Annotated in this window: 26 protein-coding genes; 20 read left to right on the forward strand and 6 right to left on the reverse strand. The window is 68.6% G+C overall.

Features of this window, described 5'->3' with window-relative positions; translation table 11 throughout:
* The first annotated feature begins 40 nt into the window (after positions 1 to 40).
* On the forward strand, positions 41 to 1,186 hold the full coding sequence (mqnE, locus tag M6D93_RS02580) for an aminofutalosine synthase MqnE (RefSeq protein WP_249772736.1): 1,146 nt from the start codon (positions 41 to 43) through the stop codon (positions 1,184 to 1,186).
* Between the two features lie 27 nt (positions 1,187 to 1,213).
* The gene (locus tag M6D93_RS02585; RefSeq protein ID WP_249772738.1) at positions 1,214 to 1,504 is read left to right on the forward strand and encodes a DUF4229 domain-containing protein; all 291 of its coding nucleotides are present in this window, start codon (positions 1,214 to 1,216) and stop codon (positions 1,502 to 1,504) included.
* 42 nt (positions 1,505 to 1,546) lie between these two features.
* On the opposite strand, the gene M6D93_RS02590 is transcribed toward M6D93_RS02585, so the two are convergent.
* Positions 1,547 to 2,854: a reverse transcriptase family protein gene (locus tag M6D93_RS02590; protein ID WP_249772740.1), complete on the reverse strand. Its 1,308-nt coding sequence runs from the start codon at positions 2,852 to 2,854 to the stop codon at positions 1,547 to 1,549.
* A gap of 172 nt (positions 2,855 to 3,026) precedes the next feature.
* The gene (locus M6D93_RS02595; RefSeq protein ID WP_249772742.1) at positions 3,027 to 3,827 is read right to left on the reverse strand and encodes an inositol monophosphatase family protein; all 801 of its coding nucleotides are present in this window, start codon (positions 3,825 to 3,827) and stop codon (positions 3,027 to 3,029) included.
* A gap of 38 nt (positions 3,828 to 3,865) precedes the next feature.
* On the opposite strand from M6D93_RS02595, the gene M6D93_RS02600 reads away from it, so the two are divergent.
* The 5 genes from M6D93_RS02600 to M6D93_RS02620 are packed head-to-tail and all read left to right on the forward strand — an operon-like array spanning position 3,866 to position 8,594.
* Complete coding sequence (locus M6D93_RS02600) at positions 3,866 to 4,714, forward strand: menaquinone biosynthetic enzyme MqnA/MqnD family protein (RefSeq protein ID WP_249772744.1); 849 nt, start codon at positions 3,866 to 3,868, stop codon at positions 4,712 to 4,714.
* A 52-nt stretch (positions 4,715 to 4,766) separates the two neighbouring features.
* The gene (locus tag M6D93_RS02605; protein ID WP_249772746.1) at positions 4,767 to 5,780 is read left to right on the forward strand and encodes an alpha/beta hydrolase; all 1,014 of its coding nucleotides are present in this window, start codon (positions 4,767 to 4,769) and stop codon (positions 5,778 to 5,780) included.
* Positions 5,781 to 5,826: 46 nt separating this feature from the next.
* Positions 5,827 to 6,999: a cyclic dehypoxanthinyl futalosine synthase gene (gene mqnC, locus M6D93_RS02610; protein ID WP_249772748.1), complete on the forward strand. Its 1,173-nt coding sequence runs from the start codon at positions 5,827 to 5,829 to the stop codon at positions 6,997 to 6,999.
* Positions 7,000 to 7,011: 12 nt separating this feature from the next.
* Complete coding sequence (locus M6D93_RS02615) at positions 7,012 to 7,896, forward strand: DMT family transporter (protein WP_249772750.1); 885 nt, start codon at positions 7,012 to 7,014, stop codon at positions 7,894 to 7,896.
* Positions 7,893 to 8,594, forward strand: a complete 702-nt coding sequence (locus M6D93_RS02620; protein WP_249772752.1) for a demethylmenaquinone methyltransferase — start codon at positions 7,893 to 7,895, stop codon at positions 8,592 to 8,594. The genes M6D93_RS02615 and M6D93_RS02620 overlap by 4 nt, the downstream gene beginning before the upstream one ends.
* A 417-nt stretch (positions 8,595 to 9,011) precedes the next feature.
* Here M6D93_RS02620 and M6D93_RS02625 read toward each other — a convergent pair whose 3' ends face one another.
* Complete coding sequence (locus M6D93_RS02625; protein WP_249772754.1) at positions 9,012 to 10,607, reverse strand: Ig-like domain-containing protein; 1,596 nt, start codon at positions 10,605 to 10,607, stop codon at positions 9,012 to 9,014.
* A gap of 364 nt (positions 10,608 to 10,971) precedes the next feature.
* On the opposite strand from M6D93_RS02625, the gene M6D93_RS02630 reads away from it, so the two are divergent.
* The 3 genes from M6D93_RS02630 (at position 10,972) to M6D93_RS02640 (ending at position 14,106) form a co-directional block, all read left to right on the forward strand.
* Positions 10,972 to 11,502, forward strand: a complete 531-nt coding sequence (locus tag M6D93_RS02630; protein WP_249772756.1) for a MarR family winged helix-turn-helix transcriptional regulator — start codon at positions 10,972 to 10,974, stop codon at positions 11,500 to 11,502.
* Complete coding sequence (locus M6D93_RS02635) at positions 11,495 to 13,186, forward strand: MDR family MFS transporter (protein ID WP_249772758.1); 1,692 nt, start codon at positions 11,495 to 11,497, stop codon at positions 13,184 to 13,186. Before M6D93_RS02630 ends, M6D93_RS02635 begins: the two co-directional genes overlap by 8 nt.
* A gap of 251 nt (positions 13,187 to 13,437) precedes the next feature.
* Positions 13,438 to 14,106, forward strand: coding sequence for a helix-turn-helix domain-containing protein (locus tag M6D93_RS02640; protein WP_249772760.1), 669 nt, complete (start codon positions 13,438 to 13,440; stop codon positions 14,104 to 14,106).
* A gap of 106 nt (positions 14,107 to 14,212) precedes the next feature.
* Here the strand turns inward: M6D93_RS02640 and M6D93_RS02645 are convergent, their stop codons facing one another.
* Positions 14,213 to 14,710: an inorganic diphosphatase gene (locus M6D93_RS02645; protein WP_249772762.1), complete on the reverse strand. Its 498-nt coding sequence runs from the start codon at positions 14,708 to 14,710 to the stop codon at positions 14,213 to 14,215.
* A 154-nt stretch (positions 14,711 to 14,864) separates the two neighbouring features.
* On the opposite strand from M6D93_RS02645, the gene dacB reads away from it, so the two are divergent.
* Positions 14,865 to 16,298, forward strand: a complete 1,434-nt coding sequence (dacB, locus tag M6D93_RS02650; RefSeq protein WP_249772764.1) for a D-alanyl-D-alanine carboxypeptidase/D-alanyl-D-alanine endopeptidase — start codon at positions 14,865 to 14,867, stop codon at positions 16,296 to 16,298.
* A gap of 44 nt (positions 16,299 to 16,342) precedes the next feature.
* Positions 16,343 to 17,389, forward strand: a complete 1,047-nt coding sequence (locus tag M6D93_RS02655) for a zinc-dependent metalloprotease (RefSeq protein ID WP_249772766.1) — start codon at positions 16,343 to 16,345, stop codon at positions 17,387 to 17,389.
* A 131-nt stretch (positions 17,390 to 17,520) separates the two neighbouring features.
* Here M6D93_RS02655 and M6D93_RS02660 read toward each other — a convergent pair whose 3' ends face one another.
* Positions 17,521 to 18,177, reverse strand: a complete 657-nt coding sequence (locus M6D93_RS02660) for a CPBP family intramembrane glutamic endopeptidase (RefSeq protein ID WP_249772768.1) — start codon at positions 18,175 to 18,177, stop codon at positions 17,521 to 17,523.
* 80 nt (positions 18,178 to 18,257) lie between these two features.
* Positions 18,258 to 18,602, reverse strand: a complete 345-nt coding sequence (locus M6D93_RS02665) for a rhodanese-like domain-containing protein (RefSeq protein ID WP_249772770.1) — start codon at positions 18,600 to 18,602, stop codon at positions 18,258 to 18,260.
* An 83-nt stretch (positions 18,603 to 18,685) separates the two neighbouring features.
* Here M6D93_RS02665 and tilS point away from each other — a divergent pair, with 83 nt between their 5' ends.
* From tilS to M6D93_RS02705, 8 genes are all read left to right on the forward strand, one after another.
* Entirely contained in the window at positions 18,686 to 19,759 is a 1,074-nt protein-coding gene (gene tilS / locus M6D93_RS02670; protein WP_249772772.1) for a tRNA lysidine(34) synthetase TilS, read from the forward strand.
* 89 nt (positions 19,760 to 19,848) lie between these two features.
* Positions 19,849 to 20,400: a hypoxanthine phosphoribosyltransferase gene (gene hpt, locus M6D93_RS02675; RefSeq protein ID WP_430667203.1), complete on the forward strand. Its 552-nt coding sequence runs from the start codon at positions 19,849 to 19,851 to the stop codon at positions 20,398 to 20,400.
* 219 nt (positions 20,401 to 20,619) lie between these two features.
* Positions 20,620 to 23,037 carry an ATP-dependent zinc metalloprotease FtsH gene (gene ftsH, locus M6D93_RS02680; protein ID WP_283818632.1) on the forward strand — a complete coding sequence of 806 codons (2,418 nt, stop codon included), beginning with the start codon at positions 20,620 to 20,622 and terminating at the stop codon, positions 23,035 to 23,037.
* A 57-nt stretch (positions 23,038 to 23,094) separates the two neighbouring features.
* Positions 23,095 to 23,685, forward strand: coding sequence for a GTP cyclohydrolase I FolE (folE, locus tag M6D93_RS02685; protein WP_249772774.1), 591 nt, complete (start codon positions 23,095 to 23,097; stop codon positions 23,683 to 23,685).
* Between the two features lie 7 nt (positions 23,686 to 23,692).
* Entirely contained in the window at positions 23,693 to 24,544 is an 852-nt protein-coding gene (gene folP / locus M6D93_RS02690; protein ID WP_249772776.1) for a dihydropteroate synthase, read from the forward strand.
* Positions 24,541 to 24,924, forward strand: a complete 384-nt coding sequence (gene folB / locus M6D93_RS02695) for a dihydroneopterin aldolase (protein WP_249772778.1) — start codon at positions 24,541 to 24,543, stop codon at positions 24,922 to 24,924. Before folP ends, folB begins: the two co-directional genes overlap by 4 nt.
* Positions 24,921 to 25,433 carry a 2-amino-4-hydroxy-6-hydroxymethyldihydropteridine diphosphokinase gene (gene folK, locus M6D93_RS02700; RefSeq protein ID WP_249772780.1) on the forward strand — a complete coding sequence of 171 codons (513 nt, stop codon included), beginning with the start codon at positions 24,921 to 24,923 and terminating at the stop codon, positions 25,431 to 25,433. The genes folB and folK overlap by 4 nt, the downstream gene beginning before the upstream one ends.
* The gene (locus M6D93_RS02705) at positions 25,430 to 25,879 is read left to right on the forward strand and encodes a DUF3180 domain-containing protein (protein ID WP_249772782.1); all 450 of its coding nucleotides are present in this window, start codon (positions 25,430 to 25,432) and stop codon (positions 25,877 to 25,879) included. The genes folK and M6D93_RS02705 overlap by 4 nt, the downstream gene beginning before the upstream one ends.
* The last annotated feature ends 13 nt before the right edge of the window (positions 25,880 to 25,892 follow it).

Consider the following 25,892-nt stretch of genomic DNA (forward strand, 5'->3'; position numbering starts at 1 on the left):
CCAGTCTGGCACCCCGGCGCGCACACGTACCCTGGTCGACATGGTGTGGAACGCAGCGCGCAAAGACGAACTCACGGCCAAGATCGCCAACGGCGAGCGATTGTCCTATCAGGACGGCGTCGACCTCTACGACTGTGACGACCTGGCTTGGCTCGGCGGCCAGGCGCACTCGGTGCGGACCGCCAAGAACGGCAACGTGACCTTCTTCAACGTCAACCGGCACCTGAACCTGACCAACGTCTGCCGGGCCTCCTGCGCCTACTGCTCCTTCGAGCGCAAACCGGGCGCCAAGGACGCATACACCATGCGCGTCGAAGAGGCCGTCGAGCTGGCCAGTGCCATGAAGGACGACGGCCTCACCGAGCTGCACATCGTCAACGGGCTGCACCCCACGCTGCCCTGGAAGTACTACCCGCGCGTTCTGCGCGAACTCAAGGCCGTACTGCCCGACGTCGCGCTCAAGGCTTTCACCGCGACCGAGATCCACTACTTCGAGGAGATCAGCGGCCTGAGCGCGGACGCGATCCTGGACGAACTGATCGAGGCCGGCCTGGAATCGCTCACCGGAGGCGGCGCCGAGATCTTCGACTGGGAGGTCCGCAAGCAGGTCGTCGACCACAAGACGCACTGGGAGGACTGGTCGCGCATCCACAAGCTGGCCCACGGCAAGGGCCTGCGCACCCCGGCGACCATGCTCTACGGCCACATCGAGGAGCCACGCCACCGGGTGGACCACGTCCTGCGATTGCGCCAGTTGCAGGACGAGACCGGTGGCCACGTCGTGTTCATTCCGCTGCGATTCCACAACGACAACAACCGCCTCTCGCATCTGAGCATGGCCCAGCCGGCTGACGTCCTGAAGACCTTCGCGGTGTCGCGGCTCCTGCTCGACAACTTCGACCACGTCAAGGTGTTCTGGGTGATGCACGGCTTGTCCACGTCCCAGCTTGCGCTCAACTACGGCGCGGACGACATGGACGGCTCGGTCGTCGAATACAAGATCACCCACGACGCCGACGGTTTCGGCACGCCCGACAAGCTGACGCGCGACAATCTGCTGGACCTGATCCGCGATGCCGGCTTCCAGCCGAAGGAACGCAACACCCGCTACGAGGTCATCCGCGAATACGAAGGTCCGGTCAGCCTGGCCGAGCGCCGCGCGGAGCCGCAGGCCATCTGGGCCTGACGGCACCCCAGAGACGAGAGACCAGCGATGACCGAGCAACGGCCCCAGGCGCCCACTGCCCTGCAGTCCCTGGGTGCGATGTGGCTGTACACGCTGCTGCGGTTCGGGATCTTCTTCCTGATCTGGGGCCTGCTCTGGCTGGCCCGTGTACCAGGCCTGCTCGCCGCGATCCTCGCCGTGATCCTGTCGGTGCCGCTGTCGTTCGTATTGCTCAACCGGCAGCGGCAGAAGATGGCCAGCAACCTCGAACAGCGCATGGAGGCCCGCAAGGCCAAGACGCACGACCTGGACCAGAAGCTCTCAGGCGAGGACGGCTGAGGGCCCCACGTGGCAGCGCTCGAGCTGCGCGAGCCGGAGAGCTCAGCGCGACCAGTCGATCTGGTCGAATCCAGCTCGCAGCTTTCGTCCGTCCGCCTCGTCGAGTTGCCCGGCCCAGCCGATCCGTCCCGCCAGCTCGCCCCGTAGGTGGGCCACGCCGCGTTCGCCTGCCTGGCTGCTCGGTCCCGATGCGAGGCAGTTGTGCACGATGGCCCGCAGTCGGTCCCGCTCCCGTCGGTCCAGCCGGGGACGGTCGTTGACCACGGCCCCCAGCACGCGCTGACGCTGGTGCGTTCGAAGCACCCGAGTCTTGGCCTCGTTGACGGCAAAGCCCTCAGAACGCACGATCTCCCGCACGCCGGCCAGCAATGGTCCGACCGCGAGCGAGTCCGGTCCGCTGAAGGTCAGGTCATCGACGTAGCGGGTGTAGGCCGCACCCAGTCGCTCGGCCAAGGCCGTCAACCGACGATCCAAGCCGTAGGCGATGGCGTTGGCCAGCCGCGGGGACGACGGTGAGCCCTGCGGAAGATGGGCCGAGCTCAGTCGATGCGACCAACGCCAGTGCGCTGCCAGCCGGTCGGGATCGGCCGGTCTGGGTAGTCCGCGGCGAACGGTCAACGGAACGGCTGCGGTGCACAGGCCGGCGACGGTGGCGGCCAGAACTCGGTCCAGTCCGATCAGCCCGAGCTCGCCGGCAACGCGGTCGGCGGTGATCGAGGCGAAGAACGACTCCAGGTCACAACGCACCACCACCGCCTGCTCGGCGTGCGGCCGCAGCGCGGTGCCGACAGACCGGTCCGCCACCGCGCCGTGGGCGGCCGGATGCAGCGGCAGCGAGCTGAGCACCGAGGAGGCGATCCGGCGTTGGATTTCCTTCAATCGGACCTTGGGAATCTCCAGCAAGCGCGGGTGGGACGGGTCAGCGACCACCCGGTAACGGTAGTGCCGCAGTCGCTGCTCGCCGGTGCGGGAATTGCGCTGCTGGAGGTCGGCAAACCAGCGCAGCTCGGCCTCCTCCAGCCAGAGCAGCCGCAACAGCTCGTCGGTATTGCGAAGCGGCGGGTCGATGCCGACGAGCCGGCGGCGACGCACTCGAGGCGGCGGCGGGGGTGGCGGGGGCTCCGGATGGGTGCGCGGGGTGGCCACCTCCCGGCGTTCGGCCAACAAGGCCATCAGGGCCGCGGGATCGGGCGGCTGCGGCCAGCGCTCGACGATGTCGGCCACGAGGCGGGTCATGTCGGCACTCGGGCGCAACCAGCCCGCCTCGTGCGCCAGCCGCAGCTCCATCAATGACGGACGCCACGGACCGGCCAGGAGCACCCGGGTGATGTCAACGGGATCGAGGATCACGACGTGGATCCCGGCACGGCACGGCCCCTCTCGCTGTGCGCGCCCCCTCCTGCCGCGTGCGACAGGGCCGGGCGTGCGCCGAAGTGGCGAACTGTTGGTGCGTCCACGGGGTTACCCCGCAGAGACCGGTCGGACCGATCGTCCCGTGCCGTGCCGAGAACGCGGTGCCAGCCTAGGCGAGATCGTCCGAGGACGAGTCTGCCCGCGCCGCGCGGATCGTGTCGACGGCGTCGGCCACGGCGGTCCTGTTCCCCGCGACGTGCCAGCGATGGCCGCCCTGTTCGATCACCGCCGTCGATCCGCCCGCGGCGCTGACCAAGGCGGCGCCGGGCAGCCAGTCCCACGCCATCGAGTCGTGCTGCACCCACGCACCGAGCCGCCCGCCCGCGACCGAAGCCAGCTCGATGGAACCCGAGCCCAGCATTCGCACGGTGGCGGCCCGGCCGATCACGGCCAGCAGGGGCAGTCGTGAACCCGGGTCCGGCAGCGTGGCCGGATGCAGGTAGCTCGCGACCGAGAGCTGCGACAGCGGGGCCTCGGTCAGGGACGGGACGGGCACCCCGTTGCACGTCGTCGGCTGGTCCCGCCCACCGAGCCACAGCTCGTCGGTGACCGGGTGGTAGACGGCGCCGAGAACGGGCCCTTCGGCGTCGGCCAGGGCGACGGCCGCACACCAGTAGGGCAGACCCGACAGGAAGTTGTACGTGCCGTCGACCGGATCGATGTACCAGGTACGTCCGGATGAGGCGGGCTCGTCCGTCCCCTCCTCGCCGATCAGGCCATCGGCCGGACGTTCGTCGCGCAGCCGTCCGACGACGAGCCGTTCAGCGGCATGATCGGCGGCCGAGACCACATCCGAGATCGACGTCTTGTGCCTGGTCTCCAGCCCTTCGGCCAGCATCCGGCGGGCAAGCAGGCCCGCTTCCCGGACGAGTTCGGCGGCGAGTTGCAGGTCGGACAGGTCGGTGGGCACGCCACGAGCCTAGAGCCGCTCGGGGTAGCGTCGAGCGCGTGACAGCGACGTCCAGCTCCCGGCCACGAGTGGGCCACATCCAGTTCCTGAACTGTTTGCCGATCTACTGGGGACTGGTCCGCTCGGGTGCCCTGCTCGACATCGAGTTGACCAAGGACAGCCCGGACAATCTCAACCGGCTGCTCGTCGAGGGCGCGCTGGACATCGGGCCGATCTCGCTGGTGGAGTACCTGCGCAACGCCGACCAACTCGTTCTGCTGCCCGACATCGCCGTCGGCTCCGACGGCAAGGTGCTCTCGGTCGACCTCGTGGCTCAACGCCCGCTGGCCGAACTCGACGGGCGTCCGGTCGCTCTGGGGTCCACCTCCCGAACCTCGGTGCTGCTCGCCCAGATGTGGCTGCGGGAGGTTCACGGCGTGCAGCCGCGGTACTTCACCTGCCCGCCGGACGTGACCGCCATGTTGTTGGAGGCCGATGCCGCGGTCGTCATCGGCGACGTCGCCCTGCGCGCGACCTACGAGGGACCGCGGATCGGGCTGGACGTCCACGACCTCGGCGAGGCGTGGCGGAGCTGGACCGGCCTGCCCATGGTCTTCGCCGTGTGGGCCGCCCGTCGCGAATTCGCCGAAGCCCACCCCGGCATCGTCAAGGACGTCCACGCGGCGTTCATCCGAAGCCGGGACGAGGCGCTGGCCCATGTGGACGAGGTCGCCGCGCAGGCTTCGCGGTGGGAGATCTTCGACACGTCGACGCTGGCGCACTACTTCCGCACCCTCGATTTCTCATTGGGTGAACGGCAGGTCGCCGGTCTGAGAGAATTCGCAGTGCGAGCCGCGTCCGTCGGTGCCCTGTCGGGGCCGGTGGACCCGGTGTTCGCGGCTGTGTGAACCGTTCTGACGCTGAAACGGCCTGCCTGTCAGGCGAGAACCGAAGGAAACCGTGACCGAGCCCATCATCGATGCCGACATCGCCAACTGGTTGATCCGGACCCAGCCGAACGGCGAGCCCACCAGTATTGGCGAGGCTCGGCAACGTTCCCGGAACGAGAATGCGTTAGCACTGGAGCACATGACGCAGCGTTTGGTCCCGGCCACCGAGGTCGACGATGAGATCGACGGGCCGGCCGGTCCGCTGCCCATCCGCGTGCTGCGTCCCAGCGAGGGCCAGCAGGGACCGCTGCCGACCGTTGTCTACTTCCACGGCGGCGGGTGGGTCGTCGGCGACATCGACACCCACCTCGGGCACGCCCGGCGGATCTGTACCCAGTTCGGGGCGGTCGTCGTGACCGTGGGCTACCGGCTCGCGCCGGAGGACCGCTTCCCGGCTGCCTTCGACGACGCGGTCGCGGCCACCGAATGGGCCGACACGCACCGCTCCGAGCTCGGTGGCGGACCCGAACTCATCCTCGCCGGTGACAGCGCCGGCGGGCAGTTGGCCGCCTCCACCGCGATCGCCCGTCGCGACGCCGGCCAGCCGCTCACCGCCCAGCTGCTGCTGTACCCGGTGACCGATGTGGCCGGCCGCTACGCCGCGGACCCGGTGAACGCTTTCTACATGTCGCGCCAGACCACCGGCAGCAATTTCGGCCTCACCCTGGAGGGCATGGCCGACTTCGCCCACAACTACGTCACCGACGCGGAGTCGACCGACTGGCGCGTGTCGCCGATGCGCGCCAAGGACCTGACCGGCGTCGCGCCGGCGGTGATCCACACCGCGACCCTGGACGTGCTCCGCACCGAGGGCAACTTCTACGCCCACGCTCTGCAGCGATCCGGTGTCCGGGTGATCACCCGCGAGTGGCCGACGCTCAACCACTCCTACTTCGGGCTGGGGGGTGTTTCGGCGGTCGCCGACGGAGCAGCGGCCCAGGCCGCCGACGACCTGCGGGACCTGCTCGCCGGTGGTGGCAGCACCGAGGCGCCGCCCGAGCGGACGCTACCCTCGTACCCGTGACGAGTACCCCTGCCGACGGTCGGCGCCGCGATGAAGGAGACGAGCAGTGAGTACCGAGATCTCCGACCTGCTGGCGCACGCCGCCGACGGTGGCCGGATCAGTCCTGACCAGGCGTTGCTGCTGTACACCGACGCGCCGCTGCACGCGCTGGGCGAGGCGGCCGATGCGGTACGCCGGCGGCGGTACCCCGACAACATCGCGACCTACATCATCGATCGCAACATCAACTACACCAACGTCTGCCTGACCGCCTGCAAGTTCTGTGCCTTCTACCGGGCACCGAAGCACGAGGAGGGGTGGACGCACTCGGACGAGGAGATCCTGCGCCGCTGTGGCGAGGCGGTCGAACTCGGCGCGACCCAGATCATGCTGCAGGGCGGTCACTCCCCGGACCTGGGCATCGAGTGGTACGAGCGCATCTTCTCCGCCATCAAGGGCGAGTACCCGACGTTGACCCTGCACTCCCTCGGTGCGTCGGAGGTCGTGCACATCGGCCGGGTCAGCGCCCTCGACCACGCCGAAGTCATCGCGCGCCTGCACACCGCCGGGCTGGACTCCTTCGCCGGCGCCGGTGCCGAGATCCTGGTGAAGCGCCCGCGCACGGCCATCGCGCCACTGAAGGAGGACGGTGAAACCTGGCTGTCGGTCATGGAGACCGCGCACCGGCTCGGCGTCGAGTCCACCGCCACGTTCATGATGGGCACCGGGGAGACGAACGCCGAGCGCATCGAGCACCTGCGCATGGTTCGCGACGTCCAGGACCGCACCGGTGGATTTCGCTCCTTCATCCCGTGGACCTACCAGGCCGAGAACAACCACCTCAAGGGCCGTACCCAGGCCACGTCGCTGGAGTACCTGCGCATGATCGCGGTGGCTCGGCTGTTCTTCGACAACGTCAATCACCTGCAGGGCAGCTGGTTGACCACCGGCAAGGACATCGGCCAGCTCACCCTGCACTTCGGTGCTGACGACCTCGGTTCGGTCATGCTCGAGGAGAACGTCGTGTCCAGTGCCGGAGCCAGGCACCGGTCCAACCGGACGGAGCTGATCGAGCTGATCAGGTCAGCCGGCCGGATTCCCGCCCAGCGCGACACGCTCTACAACCACGTGCTCGTCCACGCCGACCCTGCTCTGGATCCGGTCGACGCCCGGGTCCACTCGCACTTCTCCTCCACGGCGCTCACGCTGCTTCCGGTCGCCTCTGCCGCTGCCAGCTGACCCGGGCGCCCGATGTCTTCGGTTGTTCTCGCGGTGTCGGCCGGCGTCGCTGCGGCGATCGCCTACGGTGCGGGCACCGCCGGTCAGCACGCCGCGGCCTACAGCGGGCGGGCGGACGCGGGGCGACTGCTGGAGCTGCTGCGCAATCCTCGCTGGCTGGCGGCGACGGCCGGCGACGGGCTCGGCGTCCTGCTGCAGCTGATCGCCCTGGCCAGCGGACCGGTCGTGCTCGTCCAGCCTCTGCTCATCCTGGCTCTGCCGGTCGCGGTCCTGTTGCGATCCGCCTTCGGGGTGCCGGCCCCCGCGAGACGTGAGTTACTCGACTGCTTCGTGGTGATCCTGGGGCTGGCGGGGTTTTTCGCCCTGCTCGGAGAGCCGCACCGCGGTCGTATCATCGCCACTGCCCCGGCGGCTTGGACGGCCGGGTTGGCGCTGGTCGCGGGGCTGGCGCTGCTGCTCGCGATGCGGCACCGGGCCCCCGTCCCGCGCGCGGTCGGCTTCGGTGTGGTGGCGGGGTGTTGGTTCGGCGTGGTCAGCGTCCTCGTCGAGGCCGTCTCGGTCGTGTGGATCGCCGAGGGCTTGGAGGGTTTCGGTGACCCCCGCGGGCTGATCCCGTTGGTGGCGGTGGTCGTACTGGGCGGCGGCGGGTACCTGCTCGTCCAGGTCGGCTTCCAGCTCGGACCACTGGCGGCCAGCTTCCCCGCCAACCTCATCCTCGATCCGGTGGTCGCCGTCGTCCTCGGCGCGGTCTTGCTCGGCGAACAGATTCCGCTGGGCGGCGTCAAGGGGCTCGGGTACCTCGCTTGCCTGGCCGCCGTGAGCTGGGGAGCCGTGCGGTTGGCGCGGCCGCCGCTGCCATCGGGCGTATGCGCATCGGTCACAATGGACGTCTCATGACTCGTGCATCGCTGGACAAGCAACCACGTGAGGTCGCGTCGATGTTCGACGGTGTGGCCAAACGCTACGACCTGACGAACTCGGTGCTGTCGTTCGGGCAGGACCGCCGTTGGCGCCGCCGCACCCGTGAGGCGCTGGCGCTCAAGCCCGGGCAGCGGGTGTTGGACGTCGCCGCCGGAACCGGTGTGTCGACGCTGGAGCTGTCCCGGTCCGGTGCGAGCGCGGTGGCCAGCGACTTCTCGATGGGTATGTTGCAGGCCGGCAAGCGTCGTACCGACCGCCGGTTCCTACCCTTCGTAGCCGCCGATGCGATGCGACTGCCGTTCGCGGACAGCACGTTCGACGCGGTCACGATCTCGTTCGGCCTGCGCAACGTCGTGGACCCGGAGTCCGCCTTGGCCGAGTTCGCCCGTGTCGCGAAGCCGGGTGGACGGTTGGTGGTCTGCGAGTTCTCCACGCCGGTCGTCCCCGTTTTCCGCCAGATGTATCTGAACTACCTGATGCGGGCGTTGCCGTGGATCGCTCGCCGGGTGTCTTCCAACCCCGACGCCTACGTGTACCTGGCGGAGTCCATCCGGTCGTGGCCGGACCAGGGGGCCCTGAGCCGGACGATCAGTGCGGCGGGATGGTCCGACGTGCAGTGGCGCAACCTCACCGGGGGGATCGTCGCCCTGCACCGAGCCGAGAAACCTCTCTAACCCCGCGTCGAGGTTGCCCTTGTTGTCGTGCGTGGGACGTTGACGTTGCCCTCGTTGTCGAGCCCGCGACGTTGAGGTTGCCCTCGTTGTCGAGCCCGGGTCGTTGAGGTTGCCCTCGTTGTCGTGCGTGGGACGTTGAGGTTGCCCTCGTTGTCGTGCCCGGGTCGTTGAGGTTGCCCTCGTTGTCGAAGGATTGCCCGCAACGAGGGCAACCTCAACGTGGGAACGCCCGCAACGAGGGCAACCTCAACGTGGAACGCCCGCAACAAGGGCAACCTCAACGTGGGAACGCCCGCAACGAGGGCAACCTCAACGTGGAGTGGACTGGAGTGGAGGAGAGGGTCCGCATCCTCTTCTGGCGGCCCGGCGTCGGGGTAGAGCGCCGGGCCACCAAAAGCGGGGTCGTCCGGAGCAGGCTTAGTGCCCCGGACGGCGGCGACCGACCAGCAACAGCAGAGTCCCGACCAGCGCCATGCCTACCCCCAGCACCACGGGAGCGGCGTTGGCTCCCGTGTTGGGCAGGGTCGGCGGCGTGGTGATCGACTCCGGGGGGGAAGTCGACTCGGACGGGCTCAGCGGCGTGCTACTGGACGGTGCCGGGCTGGTGGAGCTTTCCGTCGGCGACGGGGTGGGCGGCGCGTTCTGCTGCTCAGGCGTGTTGCCGAAGTAGGAGTTGTGGTCGGTCACCGTCTTGCCGGACAGGGTTCCGACGGCGGTCACCGTGCCGGTGTCCTCGTGCAGGGTGTTGCCGGCCACGACGTCGGCCAGCTGGGCGGTGCAGGTGAAGCTGCCCTTGACGGCCAGCGGACCAGCCCAGGTCGTGCCCGTCGACTTGTCCGGGAAGGTGCAGTCCAACCCGGTGACGGTGCCATTGGTGATCACCTGGTCGGTGACGGCGACGTTCTTCAACGCCTCGTCGCCGGTGTTCGTGATGGTGAAGACCAGCGAGGCGGTGCCGTCAGGGAGCAGGACCGCCGCGGCGGCCGTGTCCCCGGCGTTGCCGTTGGAATCACCCTTGGCGATGGTGATGTTCGGGGTCGTGTTCGTGCCCGAGCCCTCACCACCGGCGTCGGCCTGCGACATCTGGGAGCCGGGGTGATACGTCGCCGTGCCGCCGGGGGAGACCGCGGTCTCGGTGGCGGTGTTGGCGAAGGTTTCGGCGGGTGAGTCCGCGCCGGTGGCGGCGGGGAGGCTGACCGAGAACGTGACGCGGAACAGCTGGCCGGCCGTGGCCGATCCGAGCTTGACGGTCAGCGCCCCGGTCGAGCACGTGACCGTGGCGCCGGAGTAGGTGGTGCCGTGGGCGAAGGACCCGTTGGCGCCGCCGGTGTCGCCGACGAGCACGGCGACCGTGGCGCAGTCGATCAACTGGGGGCTCTGGATGGTGTCGCTCAAAGTGGCCGAGGTGAACGGACCGGTCCGCGTCTCCAGGTACCACTTCAGGAAGTCGGTGGGATTCTGGCGGCCTTGGTCACCGCGCGTCCAGGCGCCGAATTTCTGGCCGTGGGCGCGGTTGGGCCCGGTGGATCCCGTGACAGTGACGGTGCTGCTGTACTTCGTGCCGTCGGGCTCGGTGTAGGTGAACGTCTGGTTTCCCGGGGCGGCGGTGAAGTCCGACTTGACGAACGCGCTGCCCGAGACATTGATGTGGCTGGCCGCGAAGTCGGTCATCGTGAAGGTGATGACGGCGGGAACCGTGTTGCTGACGGACGCGGTCGCGACGACGTTGCCGTTGGCGTCCTTGAGGAGGAACGACGAGGGCAGGTTGCGCAGCTTGGGATCCAGGGTGAGCTGAAAGGTGTCACCGGCTTGGGTCCCGTTGGGGACCTTCCACTTGATCGTCGTGGTGACCTGGTTGCCCAGGGCCACCGGTGACGGTCCGACGGTCACGTCCGTGATGGCGTTGTTGATCGTCGCCGCGTGGGCCGACGAGCCGGAGAAGGCGATCGTGAGTGCCCCGGCCAGCAGGAGCAGGGCCCCTAGCAACGACGAGAACTTGATGGTCGGACGCACCGTAGCGCGCGCACCTTGGAGCATGTATGTCCCCCGAAACGAGTTGAGTGGCAATGGGGGAGCGACGGCTCGTCCCCCGAACAAGAGCCGGCAGCTTGGACCCGTCCCCCCGGACCCGCTCCACGCGCTCGCGGCCCGACTCGCCCGGATGGGACGACTCGTATCGCAACGCGGCGCATCGAAGCTGTGCCACCATCTCGCCGCGGCGGTTGTTCCGACGACGGGCAGAGATCCCGCTCAGTCAAGCGGTCGGGCGGTGAGGCAGCCGTACAGAAAGTGAATTCTTCGTTCACAAATCGTGAGACCTCGATCACTACACCCATTACCGGTTGATTTACTTGCGGTAAGCATCTATTTTCATTGCGTGACGCAAACATCTAACCGGCCGACCGGCCAGCCGCACTGCGTCGGCCCCCAAGATGTTGAACCGGATGCGATCTCCGTGGTCGAACGCGAGTTCGGGACGTTGATGATGAACGTGACGCGGTACAAGCACCAGATCAACGGGGACCGGATCGATCGGATGGCGCTGATGGTGCTCGGCACCCTCAGCCATTGCGGTCCGTCGCGGTTGACCGCCATCGCCGAGCGCACCGGTTTCGACGCTTCCCACATCTCCCGCCAGGTCGCTGACCTGGAAAGGGCCGGGCTGCTCGCCCGCGAGCCTGACCCGGACGATCGGCGCGCGGTGCTCCTGCGCAGCACCGAGGCCGGCGACGATCTGATGTCCCGGCTCGCACGCGGGCGCCGAACTCGGGTCGAGCGGCTGCTCTCGGACTGGCCCGCCGACGACATCGCGACCTTCGGACGGCTGCTGGGCCGTCTCAACCAAGCCACCGACAAGTACCAGGCGGTCAACGCCGAAGAGCTGGAAGAGGAACTGAATCATGGCTGAACCCGTCCAGATGACGCCTGACGCGTCCGGACGCCTGTCCCACCGGCAGATCATGCTGATCCTGTCCGGCCTGCTGCTCGGCATGTTCCTGGCCGCGCTCGACCAGACGATCGTCTCGGCCGCGATGCGCACCATCGCCGACAAGCTGAACGGCCAGACGAACCAGGCGTGGGCAACGACCGCCTACCTGGTGACCTCGACCGTCTCCACGCCGCTCTACGGCAAGTTGAGCGACATGTACGGCCGCAAGAAGTTCTACCTGTTCGCGATCTCGATCTTCCTCGTCGGCTCGGCCCTGTCGGGCATGGCGAACTCGATGATCGAACTGGCCGGCTTCCGGGCCGTACAGGGGCTGGGTGCCGGTGGCTTGATGGCGCTGGCGTTCGCCATCATCGGCGACATCGTCCCGCCCCGTGAGCGAGCCAAGTACCAGGGTTACTTCATGGCCGTCTTCGGGCTGTCCTCGGTTGCCGGGCCCGTGCTCGGTGGCCTCCTGGCTGGGCAGGACACCCTGCTGGGCGTGGACGGGTGGCGCTGGGTTTTCTACGTCAACCTGCCGATCGGAATCGTCGCGCTGGCCGTGGTGAGCCGCTTCCTGAACCTGCCGCACACCCGGCAGGAACACCGCATCGACTACTGGGGTGCGGTCACCCTCGTGCTGGGCATCACCTCCCTGCTCGTCGTGGCCGAGCAGGGACGGGTCTGGGGCTGGGGCTCCGGGCGCTCGATCCTGATGTACGTGATCGGCGTCGGCCTGATCGCCGCATTCGTCTACATCGAACGCGCGGTCGGCGACGAAGCCATCCTGCCGCTGAAGATGTTCAAGCACCCGGTCTTCTCGGTCGCGTCGTTGATGAACTTCATCGTCGGTATGGGCATGTTCGGAGGCATCATCTGTTTGCCGCTGTACATGCAGATCGTCAAGGGCTTCAGCCCGACCAAGTCCGGACTGTCGCTGCTGCCGCTGATGCTCGGCCTGATGACGGTGGCGATGGCCTCCGGTATCGCCACGGCCAAGACCGGCCGTTACAAGCTCTTCCCGATCGTGGGAACAGGCTTGTTGATCCTCGCGCTGTCCGGGCTGTCCCGGATCACCGCGCACACGAGCTACGCCGCGCTGGTGCCGCTGATGGTGCTGGTCGGTGCCGGACTCGGGTGCTGCATGCAGACGCTGGTGCTGGCGACGCAGAACTCCGTGCCCGCATCGCAGATGGGTGTGGCGACGGCGTCGGCGACCTTCTTCCGCTCGATGGGTGGAACCTTCGGCACGGCCCTGTTCCTGACCGTCTTCTTCTCGGTCTCCAGCACCAAGGTCGGGGAGAACGTGAAGGCGGTCGTGGGCACGCCGCAGTTCCAGACCGCGTTGAAGGATCCGTCCAACAGCGTCATCGCCAAGGCCCTCACCGCCATGAAGAATGGCTCGACGAGTCAGCTCAACGACACCAGCTTCCTGCAGCATGGTGCGGCCATCCTGCGCGATCCGTTCCTCAACGGCTTCGCCTCGGCGATGGACCGCGTGTTCCTGCTCGCCGCGCTGGTGGTCGTGCCTGCGTTCGTCCTGAGCTTCTTCCTCAAGGAGGTCAAGCTGCGTATGGAGTCGGGCCTGGAGGCTCGGGCCGCCGAGGAGGCCGCGGCCAAGGCTGCGGCCGACCGTTCGCTCGCGGCAGCCGAGGGCAGCTTCTGATCCACCGCTGGGCACAGGTGCCGCGCTGCGAGCTTTGATCGCAGGGGGCACTCGCACGGGGCGCTACACGTAGAACGCCAGGGGCCGGTCATCGTTTCGATGGCCGGCCCCTGGCGTGTCCGGCCGGGAGGCGGCGCTTGAGCTGGATTTGATGTCCATTTTCGGCATCGGCGGAAAACTCGCGAAATGACGGAGGGGCAGGTGCGTCTACGGAGGTGACGGCCGCGTCGAACTTCCGTTAGGACACCGCAATGCACCCCTCTCTCCTTGATTCCACCGACACTGTCGACCGCAACGAGCCCGAAAGGCGCCGCTTCGATCCGTTCGACGGCGTCGACGCTGTACTCGCGACAGACCCCTCGAGGCGCCCGGCCGGCGCCGGGGTCGATCGCCGTGGTGATTCGGATCTACCCCTCGGCTCCGAGTCCGCGGCGCTGTTGGGGACAGCCGATCCGGGTTTCGACCTCGCCGGTCTCGGACGTCGACTGCGGGAGGTCCGGCGCCGTTACCGCTGGACCCGAGCGGACGTGGCCCGGCTGTCCGGCGGTCGTTGGTCGGCTACCGCGCTGGGAACCTACGAGCGTGGCGAGCGGGTCATTTCCGCCGTCAGCCTCTTCGCCCTGACCGACTTCTATCGGGTGCCAGCGGCCGAGCTGATCGGCACCCAGCCCGAGCCGGCCGGCATCAGCGTGCCCCAGGATTCGGTCGTGGTCGACACCGCCCGCCTGCACAACTCCGGCCGTTGGCCCCGGCTCGTGCAGTTCGTCGCCGCCGTGCAGCGGGCTCGGCAGGGGCCGGCGCGGCGGCTGCTTACGCTGAGATCGCGAGACCTGCCTCGACTGGCCGCGGTGCACAACGAGTCGGTCGACCGCTTGCTGCACAACCTCGCGGTGGAGGGAATTCTCATCCCACCCGGCTGATTTCCCGGTGGCTTGTCGGCCTGTGCGGCCTGTCGGCCTGTGCAGCTTGTCGGCCTGTGCAGCTTGTCGGCCTGTGCAGCTTGTCGGCCTGAGCGGCTCGGCTGCCTCAGTGGCCGGGGTTGTCCTTGAGCCGCTGGCGACTGTTCTGGATCTCTTCCTCGGCCTCGAACCGGCCGACCCAGGTTGCGCCCTCGACACTCTTGCCGGGTTCGAGGTCCTTGTAGACCTCGAAGAAGTGCTGAATCTCGAGGCGATCGAACTCGGGCACGTTGTGGATGTCACGCAGGTGTTCCAGGCGCGGGTCGTGCGCGGGTACGCAGAGGACCTTGTCATCGCCGCCCTTCTCGTCGGTCATCCGGAACATGCCGATCGCGCGACAGGTCACCAGGACACCGGGGAACAGCGGGCTTCCCTGGATGAGCACGAGGGCGTCGAGCGGGTCGCCGTCCTCGCCGAGGGTGTTTTCGATGTAGCCGTAGTCGGCGGGGTACTGGGTCGAGGTGAACAGCACCCGGTCGAGGCGGATCCGGCCGGTCTCGTGGTCGACCTCGTACTTGTTGCGGCTGCCCTTCGGGATCTCGATCAGGACGTCGAATTCTTCCATGACGGGAAAACCTCTCAGGCGAACTGCTCCGCAGGATCTGCGCAGTATGTGGGCGACGACGGTTCCGCGAATCGTTCGGCGGCGAGGGGACCCCGCGCTCCCGAACGGCGGATCCGCGCCAGCGGCGGACGGTTAGATACTAGTGTGTTTCAGCGTGGCCGATCCCCGTTCCCGACCAGCCGGCCATGTGCCCCTGATCATGCTCGTGGTCCTCGCGCTCGGGGCGGCGGTCGGTCTGTATTTCGGCGTCGGGGCGGGTCGGCAATGGTCGGCGAATCGTGGTTTCCACCCGCTCGTGATCCCGGCTCAGACCGCTCCCGCCAGTGACGCCGCCGCGGCCTTGGCCGCGACGACGAAGGGCGCCTCGCCGGCTCCCAGCGCGGCGGATGCGCCGGCGCCGACCGCGGCGGGCGTGCTCGCCCAGCTGAAGGGCACTCTCGCCGATCCGAGCCTCGGCAGCTCGGTCTCGGCCCAGGTGTACGACGCGGCTACGAGCGGGACCTTGATGAACACCGGTGCCGCTGAGGTGGTGGCTCCGGCCTCGACCGCGAAATTGCTGACCACCGCGGCGTTACTACGCGTACGCAAGGGCACCGACCGCTTCACGACGCGGGTCCTTCAGGGCGGTGACGCCAACACAGTGGTGCTGGTCGGCGGCGGCGATCCCACCCTCAGCGCGGCCAAGGTCGGCCAGGCGAGTGAATACCCGGAAGCGGCGCGTATCTCAGACCTGGCCGCGCAGGTGAGCAAGAACCTGTCCGGGGCCGCGATCACCTCGGTCGTCGTGGACGACTCGCTGTTCAGCGGACCGTCCACCGCGACCGGCTGGGCCCCTGAGGATGCGCCCTCCAGCTACGCGAGCCCGATCGCCGCCGCCATGGTGGACGCCGGCCGGGACGCCCCGGGCGCCACTGTGCGGTCCGCGGCCCCGGATCTCGCGGCCGGCCGGGCCCTGGCCGACGCGCTCGGCGGCGCTCAGGTCACCCGCGGAACAGCGCCGGCCGGGGCCAGACTCCTCGGTTCCGTCCAATCCGCGCCGGTCAGCACTCTGGTGGAGCAGACCCTGTCGGAGTCGGACAACGTTATGGCCGAGGTCCTGGCGCGGCAGGTGGCGCTGGCGACCGGCCAGGCCGGCTCGTTCGCGGGCGGGGCGGCCGCGGTGTCGGCGACGTTGACCGCGGCAGGTGTCGCGGTCGGCGCCGGGATGAAGGACGGTAGCGGCCTGTCGGTGGCCGACCGGATTCCGGCCGGAGTGCTCGGCCAGACCCTGTTGCTCGCCGCAGGGGCCAAACACCCCGAACTGCGGCCGGTGATCACCGGACTGGCCGTCGCCGGGTGGGACGGCACGCTCGTCGAGCAGGGCCGCTTCACCGGCACCTCGGCGATCGCCGACGGCGTGGTCCGTGCCAAGACCGGCAGCCTGACCGGGGTGACCGGAATCGCCGGAGTCCTCACCGATTCGGACGGCCGCCAGTTGGTGTTCGCCTTCGTGGCGGACAAGGTTCCCGGCGGGGACCCGAACTCCACGTCGGCCCGCACCGTCCTGGACTCGGCCGTCGCCGCCCTCGTCCGCTGCGGCTGCCGCTGACGGCAACGGCTCCGTCCTCCGATCTCGCTGGGTAGGTTGGGTGCATGTCTTCGCTGATCGACTGGTCGGTGGCCGAGCAGACCGCCCGTGCCCTGTCCCCCACGCCTCCCTCGGCCAGCCCGGCTGACGCCGCCGCAGTGGTCGCTGAACTGCATCGGGCGACCGAGCGGGCCGCGGCGCTGGTGGCCGACCTCACGCGCCTGAACGAACCGGCCGTGTCGGCGACGACCGTCGTGGTCGACCGTCCGGGCTGGGTGAGCGCGAACGTGGCGAGCATGCGAGTGGTGATGGAACCGGTCGTGGACCGCTTGACGGAGAAGAAGCCGCCGGGCCGGATCGCCTCTGCGATCGGTGGACGGACGACCGGGGCTCAGGCGGGAGCCATCCTGGCGTTCCTGTCGGGCAAGGTTCTCGGTCAGTTCGAGTTCTTCTCGACGGAGACGGGACAACTGCTGCTGGTCGCGCCGAACATCGTCTCGGTCGAACAGTCGCTGAAGGTCGATCCCACCGACTTCAGGCTGTGGGTGTGTCTGCACGAGGTCACCCACCGCGTGCAGTTCACCGCCGTGCCATGGATGCGCCAGCACATGTTGGACGAGATCGCCCAGCTCACCGACGCGCTCGACGTCGATCCCGACGCCATCCTGGAACGACTCCGGCACGCCCTCGGCGAACTGGCCCGAACCGCGCAGGGAAAGCGCGATACGGCCGGGATCATGGCGGCGCTGGCCTCCCCCCAGGCCCGCGAGATCATGGACCGGCTCACCGGGTTCATGTCCCTGGTGGAGGGCCACGCCGAATACGTGATGAACGCCGTCGACCGTTCCGTCATCCCGTCCCAGCCCCAGATCGAGCGAAAGTTCGCCGACCGGCGGCGCAAGGGCGGCAACCCCTTCGACCGGCTCGTGCGCTCGCTGCTCGGCATGGACGCCAAGACGCGGCAGTACACCCAGGGCTCGAACTTCGTCCGAACCGTCGTCGACGAGGCCGGGCTGGATGCCTTCAACGCGGTTTGGAGCTCCCCGTCGACGCTTCCGACCAAGGCAGAGATCACCGACCCGAAAGCCTGGATCACCCGCGTGCACGGCTGATGATGGCGTTGCGGGGGCGCGCAACGAGGGCAACGTCAACGTGTGGGGGCGCGCAACAAGGGCAACGTCAACGTGTGGGGGCGCGCAACAAGGGCAACGTCAACGTGTGGGGGCGCGCAACAAGGGCAACGTCAACGTGCGAAGAGGGGTGGCAGGACGAAGACCATCGCCGCCGACCACGTGACGTGGCTGATGCTGGAAGCGAGTATGCCGCCTGAGGCCCGCCGCTGCAGCGCCCATACCGCTCCCAACAGTGCCGCCGCGAACACCAGCATGACGTTGCCGGTGGCTGCCGTCGCCAGGGTGTAGCAGAGCGTCGAGATCAGTACCGGGTGACGGCGGCCGATAGCGGCGTAGAGCGCGCCTCGGAAGAAGATCTCCTCCGCGATCCCGTTGGCCAGCGTCAGGGCTACGACCAGCGGGATCGAACCCTGTCGCGCGTGCTCGAGCACCTTGTCGGTGATGTCGCGTAGCGGACCGATCTCGCGAACTATCAATGCACCGCCGACGAAGACGACGGCGCTGAACAGCCCGATGGCGAACGGGGTGCCGACGGGCCTGCGCAACTCGGAGCGGAACGCGATCCGGCCCAGATGCAGCGGTCCGGAGGTGAGGCCACCGATCACCCAGGTGGCCGCCAGAGCCGCGGTCAGCGGATAGAAGGCGGCGTCACCGGGCTTGACCGACAACGACCGCCACAGCAGGAACCCGCCGATCAGCAGCGTGATGGCGACGACCACCCGGCGTCGGCGGAACTGGGAATCGGGTTGGTGGTGATCGCGTGGCACCTGTTCGAGCAGGGCGCGGCGTACCCACAGGTCGAGCCAGCTCGTGCTGCCCCGCCCGGGCGCGGACTCCGGCTGCCCGCTCAGCCGATCTGCCCCGGCCCGCCGCTGGCGTCAACCACCGGATAGCCCCGGGCCTGCCAGGTGGCCATCCCGCCGGTGAGGTTCAGGACCTGCCAGCCGTTGGCGTTCAAGGCGTCGGTCACCATCGCCGACCGGCCGCCGACGTGGCAGACGCAGATCACCGTCGTGTCGGTCGGGATCTCCCCGGTGCGGGCGTTCAGTTCGGACATCGGTATGTGGACGGCCCGTTCGGCGTGGCCGTCGACCCATTCGTGGTCCTCGCGGACGTCGAGCAGGTAGGCGCCACCCTGGACTGCGGCGTAGGCGTCGTCGACGGAGATCTCGGTCGGAGTAGAGGGCTGCACCCTGTCCAGGCTAGCGACCCGAGCCCGGGTCCTGTCCCGCCGGCCTCGGCAACGTCGTCGGCCGGCCCTGGGAGACTGGGGACATGGGACCGCATCCGGCCGTGGCCGCGGTCCGCCGTGCGGTCCGCCGGTCGCTGGGGAGCCTGGATGAGCTCGGCACCGATCGGCCGGTCGTGGTCGCCTGCTCGGGCGGCGCCGACTCGCTCGCCCTGGCCGCCGCGACCGCGTTCGAGGCCGCACGCACCGGGCGGCCGCACGCCCTGGTCACTGTCGACCACGGCTTGCAGGCGGATTCCTGGCAGCAGGCGCGGCGGGTGGCGCAGCTCGGCTACGACCTCGGCTTCGATCCCGTCCACATCGTCGCCGTCAGCGTCGCCGACGGTCCCGGCGCCGGTGGCCCCGAGGCGGCGGCCCGAACCGCCCGTTACCGGGCCGTGGCCGAGGTTGCCGACGGCTTCGGTCGATCAGCCGGGCGAGAACCCGACCATCGGGCGCGGGCCGGCGGACCCGCGGCGGTCCTGCTGGGCCACACGGCCGACGACCAGGCCGAAACGGTGCTGCTCGGACTCGGTCGCGGTTCAGGGTTGGCCTCGATCGCCGGTATGCGCGCCCAGTCCGGTTCGGCCCCACGCTCCGCTGAGGACTCACTCACCCACCCGCTGCTCGTGCGGCCTTTCCTGCAGTTGCGCCGGACAGACACGCTCGCCGCCAGCCGGTCCTTGCAACTGCCGGTCTGGGACGACCCGCACAACGTCGATCCCCGGTACCGGCGGGTCCGGTTGCGGAGCGAGGCTGTGCCGCTGTTGGAGGAGATTCTGGGCGGCGGCGTCGTCGAGGCACTGGCCCGCACCGCTACCCAGGTTCAGGACGCCGTCGATGCCCTGGACCAACTGGCCTCGCGTGAGCTCGGCCTGCGCGAGACCCCGGGTGGCGGCCTGTCCGTCGAGGGTCTGGAGGCCGAGCCCCGCGCGGTGCGCACTCGGGTGCTCAAGCGCTGGGCCGAAGAGCAGGGTGCCGACGCCCTCACCTCGGTGCACGTCGGGGCGCTGGAGGACATGGTCACCGGTTGGCGTGGCCAAGGTCCCATTCACCTGCCTGGCGGCTGCCACGTGCGCCGGACGTCTGGCAGGCTGGTGTTGTCGCGTCCCGATTCGTGACTCGAGCCCGGACCGACCGACCGAACACCAGCCCGTCCCGCAAGCCGTCCGATCAACCCCACCAGCCATCCGAGCCTGGAGAACCGTCAGTGAGCTCATCCATCCTGGACGACGACATCGAAGCGACACTGATTTCTGCCGATGACATCAAGACCAAGATCGACGAGCTGGCCGCGAGGATCGACGCCGACTACGCCGACCGGGAACCGCTGCTCGTCGGGGTGCTCAAGGGCGCCGTGATGTTCATGTCCGACCTCGCCCGCGCGTTGAGCCGGCCGTCGGAGATGGAGTTCATGGCCTGCTCGTCCTACGGGTCGTCGACAACTTCGTCGGGGGTCGTACGCATCCTGAAGGACCTGGACCGCGATGTGACCGGTCGCGACATCCTCATCGTCGAGGACATCATCGATTCCGGCCTGACCCTGTCGTGGCTGCTCAAGAACCTGCAGGCGCGCAACCCGCGCTCGGTCGAAGTCGTGGCGCTGTTGCGCAAACCCGACGCGGTCAAGGTCCAGGTCCCGGTCAAGTACGTGGGCTTCGAGATCCCGAACGAGTTCGTGGTCGGGTACGGCCTGGACTATGCCGAGCGCTACCGGGACCTGCCCTACATCGGGCGGCTCAAGCCGTCCGTGTACGCCTGAGCTGAAAGCTCGACCGGCTGACCCGGCTACGCCCACAGCGAACGCTGAGGGTTTACTCACCCGCAAGTCGGAACCAGCGCACCCTGCGTAGCGTTCAAGTACAGGGGCGCAGCCGCTTCCGTGTACCGTCTTTTGGACAGTGCAGCAGATTTTCCGGCACTAATGAGCAGCTGGCAGGAGGATACGTTCCGGCCCCTCCGGGTTCGGGACGCACGCGTTATGGATCGTAAGCGCCTCGTTCGATCACCTTTGATATGGGTTGTTGCCGCCGTCATCCTGGTGCTGGTCCTGCCGACCGTGCTGCGCGGGGGCAGCTCATACAAATCGGTGAAGACCTCCGACGCGATCGCCCAGATCACCTCCGGCAACGTCAAGTCGGCCACGGTCCACGACAAGGAGTCCTCGGTCGATCTCGACCTGAAGACCGCGTTCCAGGGCAAGACCAAGATCAGCGCGTCCTACCCCAGTGACTTCACCCAGACGTTGACCACCGATCTGCTCAAGTCCGAAGGCGCGACCTTCACGACGAAGCAGAGCAAGGACAACATCTTCGTCACGCTGCTGATCAACTTCCTGCCGCTGATCTTGATCGGGCTCGTCCTGTTCTTCGTGATGTCCAACCTCCAGGGCGGCGGCTCGAAGGTGATGTCCTTCGGACGGTCCAAGGCCAAGCTGGTCAGCAAGGACACTCCGAAGACCACCTTCTCCGACGTCGCCGGCGCCGACGAGGCGATCGAGGAGCTGCAGGAGATCAAGGAGTTCCTCGCCAATCCCGCGCGCTTCCAAGCCATCGGAGCCAAGATTCCCAAGGGTGTCCTGCTGTACGGGCCACCCGGAACCGGTAAGACGCTGCTGGCCCGCGCGGTCGCCGGTGAGGCCGGGGTCCCGTTCTACTCGATCTCCGGTTCGGACTTCGTCGAGATGTTCGTCGGCGTCGGCGCCTCCCGGGTCCGGGACCTGTTCGAGCAGGCCAAGGCGAACGCGCCGGCCATCGTCTTCGTCGACGAGATCGACGCGGTCGGACGCCACCGCGGCGCGGGGATGGGCGGCGGACACGACGAGCGCGAGCAGACCCTCAACCAGCTGCTCGTCGAGATGGACGGCTTCGACGTCAAGGGCACCGTGATCCTGATCGCGGCGACCAACCGTCCCGACATCCTCGATCCCGCCCTGCTGCGGCCCGGGCGATTCGACCGCCAGATCGCCGTCTCACCGCCCGACATCATCGGACGCAAGGCCGTGCTGGAGGTCCACGCGAAGGGCAAGCCGTTCGCTCCGGACGTCAACCTGGACAACGTCGCCCGCCGGACCCCGGGTTTCACCGGTGCCGACCTGGCCAACGTCATCAACGAGGCGGCCCTGCTCACGGCCCGCTACCACGGGCGGCTGATCACCGACGCCGCGCTGGAGGAGGCCATCGATCGGGTCATCGCCGGCCCCGAACGCAAGACGCGGGCGATGAGCGACAAGGAGAAACGGGTCACCGCCTACCACGAGGCCGGTCACGCACTGGCGGCCTGGGCGATGCCGAACCTGGACCCGGTGCACAAGGTGACGATCCTGCCGCGTGGCCGATCCCTGGGGCACACGCTCGTGCTGCCGCTGGAGGACCGCTACCAGCAGACCCGCGCCGAGATCCTGGACCAGCTGGTCTACGCCCTTGGCGGTCGGGCGGCGGAGGAACTGGTCTTCCACGAGCCGACCACCGGTGCGTCCAACGACATCGAGAAGGCGACCTCGCTGGCCCGCTCGATGGTGACCGAGTACGGCATGAGTTCCCGCCTCGGTGCCGTGAAGTACGGCACCAGTGATTCCGAACCATTCCTCGGCCGCGACTACGGTCACCAGCGCGACTACTCCGAGGAGATCGCGTCCTGGATCGACGAGGAGGTCCGCGGCCTGATCGAGGGCGCTCACGACGAAGCGTGGGAGATCCTGGTGCAGTACCGGGACGTCCTCGACGCCATGGTGCTGGAACTCGCCGAGAAGGAAACGCTGAGCAAGGACGAGCTGGAGCGGATTCTCGCCCCGGTCCGCAAGCGTCCGCCGCACAACACCTTCGCCGGTTTCGGCAAGCGCACCCCGTCGGATCGTCCGCCCATCGAGATCCCGCACACGGTTCGGGTGCAGGTTCCGAGCGCGTACGCCAACTCGGGCAGCACCAACGGCGCCGCCAACAGATTCCCCGGCAGCGGTGGCGAGGTTCCGGCGCACGCACCGTACGGCGAGGTGCCTTACGGTTCCGGGCAGCCGGCCGAGCCGGCGAGCATGCCCGGCGGCATGGCCTACCCGCCCGCACCCGGTCAGAATGCCGTGCCGGCCGAGTACCCGCCACCACCGTCTGACTACCCGCCCCCGGGCCAGGCCTATCTGCCCGCCGGTCAGTACTCACCGCCCCCGGTCAACGGCTATCCACCGGTGAACGGCGGCCATCCGGACGCCGGCTACCAGAACCCGCCGGTCAACGGTTATCCGCCCGCGTACTACCCGCAGTCGCCCGGTTACCCGCCACCGGAGTCCTACCCGCCGGTGCCCGGGTTCCCCGCGCCCGAGGAGCCGGCAAGTCACCCCACGCAGGCCCTGCCGGCGGTCCCCGATGAATCCCACGGCGATTCGGGCACGGGCGACCGCGCCTGAGCCCGGTTCATCCATCGTTCAGGCCTGACTCCCACCTGCTCGGAGGGCACAACAGACATGACCGGTTCCGACTCCGGCGGTGGCATCGATTTCCAACGGGCGGAGCGGGCGGTTCGCGAGCTGCTCATCGCGGTCGGCGAGGATCCCGACCGCGAAGGGCTGCGTGAGACGCCCGCCCGCGTGGCTCGTTCCTACGCCGAGGTGTTCGCCGGCCTGCACGTCGACCCCGACGAGGTTCTCAAGACCACGTTCGACGAGCACCACGACGAGCTGGTCCTGGTCAAGGAAATTCCTCTGTACTCGACCTGCGAGCATCACCTCGTGCCGTGGCACGGAACCGCGGCGATCGGCTACATCCCCGGTAACGACGGGCGCATCACCGGACTGTCGAAGTTGGCCCGAGTGGTCGACCTGTACTCCAAACGGCCCCAGGTGCAGGAGCGACTGACCTCGCAGGTCGCCGATGCGGTGATGTCGAGGCTCGAACCGCGCGGCGTCATCGTCGTCGTCCAGGCCGAGCATCTCTGCATGGCGATGAGGGGCATCCGCAAGCCGGGAGCGCTGACCATGACCTCGGCGGTCCGCGGGATCTTCAAGAGCGATCCGAGGTCCCGCTCCGAGGCGCTCAGCCTGATCCTGGGTCACTGACGCGGCGATGCTCCCCTCCGCTGCCTCGGCGCTGCCGACCCGCTCCGACCGGATCGTCGTCATGGGCGTCCTCAACGTCACGCCGGACTCGTTCTCCGACGGGGGCCGCTACGCCGACCTCGATGCCGCGGTGGCGCACGCCGAGGAGATGGTCGCGGCCGGAGCGGACCTGATCGACGTCGGCGGAGAGTCCACCCGCCCCGGCGCGCAACGGGTTTCGGCCGAGGTGGAAGCGGCCCGGGTCGTGCCGGTGATCCAGCGGCTGGCCCAGGAGGGGATCAAGGTCAGCGTGGACACCTACCGAGCCGCCGTTGCCGAACTGTCGCTGGCCGCCGGTGCCATGATCGTCAACGACGTCTCGGGCGGTCTCGGTGATGCCGACATGGCGCGCGTTGTCTCCGACGCCCGGTGCCCATGGATCATCATGCATTGGCGCGGGCATTCCGACCGGATGGCCGAGCTTGCCCGCTACGACGATGTCGTCCTCGACGTCAAGCATGAACTGCTCGCCCGGGTCGACGACGCCGTGAAGGCCGGGGTGGAACCCGAGCAGCTGGTTCTCGACCCCGGATTGGGTTTCGCCAAGAGTGCGGAGCACAACTGGCGGCTACTGGCCCATATCGAGGAGTTCACCCGGCTCGACCTGCCGGTACTGCTCGGTGCGTCCCGCAAGTCCTTTCTAGGGCGCCTGCTGGCCGACCCGGACGGCGAGGTGCGGGCCACCTCCGAGCGAGAGGACGCCACGACGGCGCTCACGATGTTCGCGGCCCTGCAAGGCGCCTGGGGGGTTCGGGTGCACGAGGTCCGCCCCAGCGTGGACGCCGCGCTGGCCGCCGCTGCCATCAAGGCGGCCCGATGACGGCCGACATCATCAGACTCGCCGGTCTGCGAGTGCGGGGTTTCCACGGAGTGTTCGACTTCGAGCGCCGGGAAGGCCAGGACTTCGTCGTCGACGTCGAACTCGAGCTGTCCACTTCCCGAGCGGCGGCGACGGACGACATCGTCGACACCGTTCATTACGGGGAGCTGGCCGAATCGCTGGCGGCGGTCATCGCCGGAGAACCGGTCAACCTGCTGGAAACGTTGGCCGACCGGCTGATGACGGTGTGCTTGGCCGATACCAGGGTCGCGGCGGCGACCGTGACGGTGCACAAGCCGTCGGCACCGATCCCGCTTGCCTTCACCGACGTCGCGGTCACCATCCGTCGTAAGCGCGCCGATCGAGCGGGCGCTCGATGAGTAGGGCCGTCCTGTCGATCGGATCGAACGAGGGTGACTCATTCGCGCATCTGGCGACGGCCGTGACCGCATTTTCGCCCTACCTGGTCGGGGTTTCTCCGGTCTTCTCGACTCCACCGTGGGGTGGGGTCGTTCAGGCCGACTTTCTCAATGCAGTCCTGATCGTCAGCGACGACCAGGCCGAAGCGGCGGACTGGTTGCGCCGAGCCCAGGAAGCCGAACGCGCCGCCGGCCGGACGCGGGAGGTGCGCTGGGGCCCGCGGACGCTCGATGTCGACGTGATCACCGTGGACGACGTCCGCAGCGACGATCCGCACTTGACCCTGCCGCATCCGCATGCCGCCGAACGCGCTTTCGTCCTGGTGCCCTGGTGGGCCCTGGACCCCGAGGCCGAGCTGCCGGGCCGGGGAAGCGTGCTCAGCCTGATGCAGGCTCTGCCGCAGGCCGAACTCGACGCGGTGCGCCTGCTTCCAGCCACGGTGCTGCCGAAGGCCGGGCGGCCCACATGATGCGGCGCACGTCGGCCACCGACCTGCTGGTCCCCTTCCTGGTCGTGGCCGCGCTGGGTTACCTGATCCTGCAGTTGTCCTACGGCTCGCTGCCGCCCTTCCAGTGGTATGCCGCGGTTCCGATCGGCGCGCTTGCTGCCGTGGAGATCGTGCTGGCCCCGCGGGTCAGGTCAGCCGTCCGGCACGACCCGCAGGCCAAGCCGATGACCGCGATCGCCATCGCCCGTTCGGTCGCCCTCGGCAAGGCCAGTTCGCTGTGCGGCGCTGCGTTGACAGGGGCCGCGTCGGCCCTGGTCGCGAAGGTGGTCCCGGATGTCTCGCGGACGTCCGCGGCCTCGCACGACGTCCGGGTGGGCATCGTGGTACTGCTCGCCTCCGTTGCGCTCACGCTCACCGGGTTGTGGCTCGAACGCGCCGGAATCGACCCCAACAGCGACCGCGGCTGAGGACGGGTAACCC

Source organism: Jatrophihabitans telluris (assembly GCF_023516435.1).
Classification (GTDB): Bacteria; Actinomycetota; Actinomycetes; order Mycobacteriales; family Jatrophihabitantaceae; genus Jatrophihabitans_A; species Jatrophihabitans_A telluris.

Bases quoted from the DNA above. Each gene is read 5' to 3' on its own strand.
- mqnE (WP_249772736.1), top strand. From the start codon at position 41: ATGGTGTGGAACGCAGCGCGCAAAGACGAACTCACGGCCAAGATCGCC.
- M6D93_RS02585 (WP_249772738.1), top strand. From the start codon at position 1,214: ATGACCGAGCAACGGCCCCAGGCGCCCACTGCCCTGCAGTCCCTGGGT.
- M6D93_RS02615 (WP_249772750.1), top strand. From the start codon at position 7,012: ATGTCTTCGGTTGTTCTCGCGGTGTCGGCCGGCGTCGCTGCGGCGATC.
- M6D93_RS02620 (WP_249772752.1), top strand. From the start codon at position 7,893: ATGACTCGTGCATCGCTGGACAAGCAACCACGTGAGGTCGCGTCGATG.
- M6D93_RS02635 (WP_249772758.1), top strand. From the start codon at position 11,495: ATGGCTGAACCCGTCCAGATGACGCCTGACGCGTCCGGACGCCTGTCC.
- M6D93_RS02640 (WP_249772760.1), top strand. From the start codon at position 13,438: ATGCACCCCTCTCTCCTTGATTCCACCGACACTGTCGACCGCAACGAG.
- M6D93_RS02645 (WP_249772762.1), bottom strand. From the start codon at position 14,710: ATGGAAGAATTCGACGTCCTGATCGAGATCCCGAAGGGCAGCCGCAAC.
- M6D93_RS02655 (WP_249772766.1), top strand. From the start codon at position 16,343: ATGTCTTCGCTGATCGACTGGTCGGTGGCCGAGCAGACCGCCCGTGCC.
- tilS (WP_249772772.1), top strand. From the start codon at position 18,686: ATGGGACCGCATCCGGCCGTGGCCGCGGTCCGCCGTGCGGTCCGCCGG.
- ftsH (WP_283818632.1), top strand. From the start codon at position 20,620: ATGGATCGTAAGCGCCTCGTTCGATCACCTTTGATATGGGTTGTTGCC.
- folE (WP_249772774.1), top strand. From the start codon at position 23,095: ATGACCGGTTCCGACTCCGGCGGTGGCATCGATTTCCAACGGGCGGAG.
- folP (WP_249772776.1), top strand. From the start codon at position 23,693: ATGCTCCCCTCCGCTGCCTCGGCGCTGCCGACCCGCTCCGACCGGATC.
- folB (WP_249772778.1), top strand. From the start codon at position 24,541: ATGACGGCCGACATCATCAGACTCGCCGGTCTGCGAGTGCGGGGTTTC.
- folK (WP_249772780.1), top strand. From the start codon at position 24,921: ATGAGTAGGGCCGTCCTGTCGATCGGATCGAACGAGGGTGACTCATTC.
- M6D93_RS02705 (WP_249772782.1), top strand. From the start codon at position 25,430: ATGATGCGGCGCACGTCGGCCACCGACCTGCTGGTCCCCTTCCTGGTC.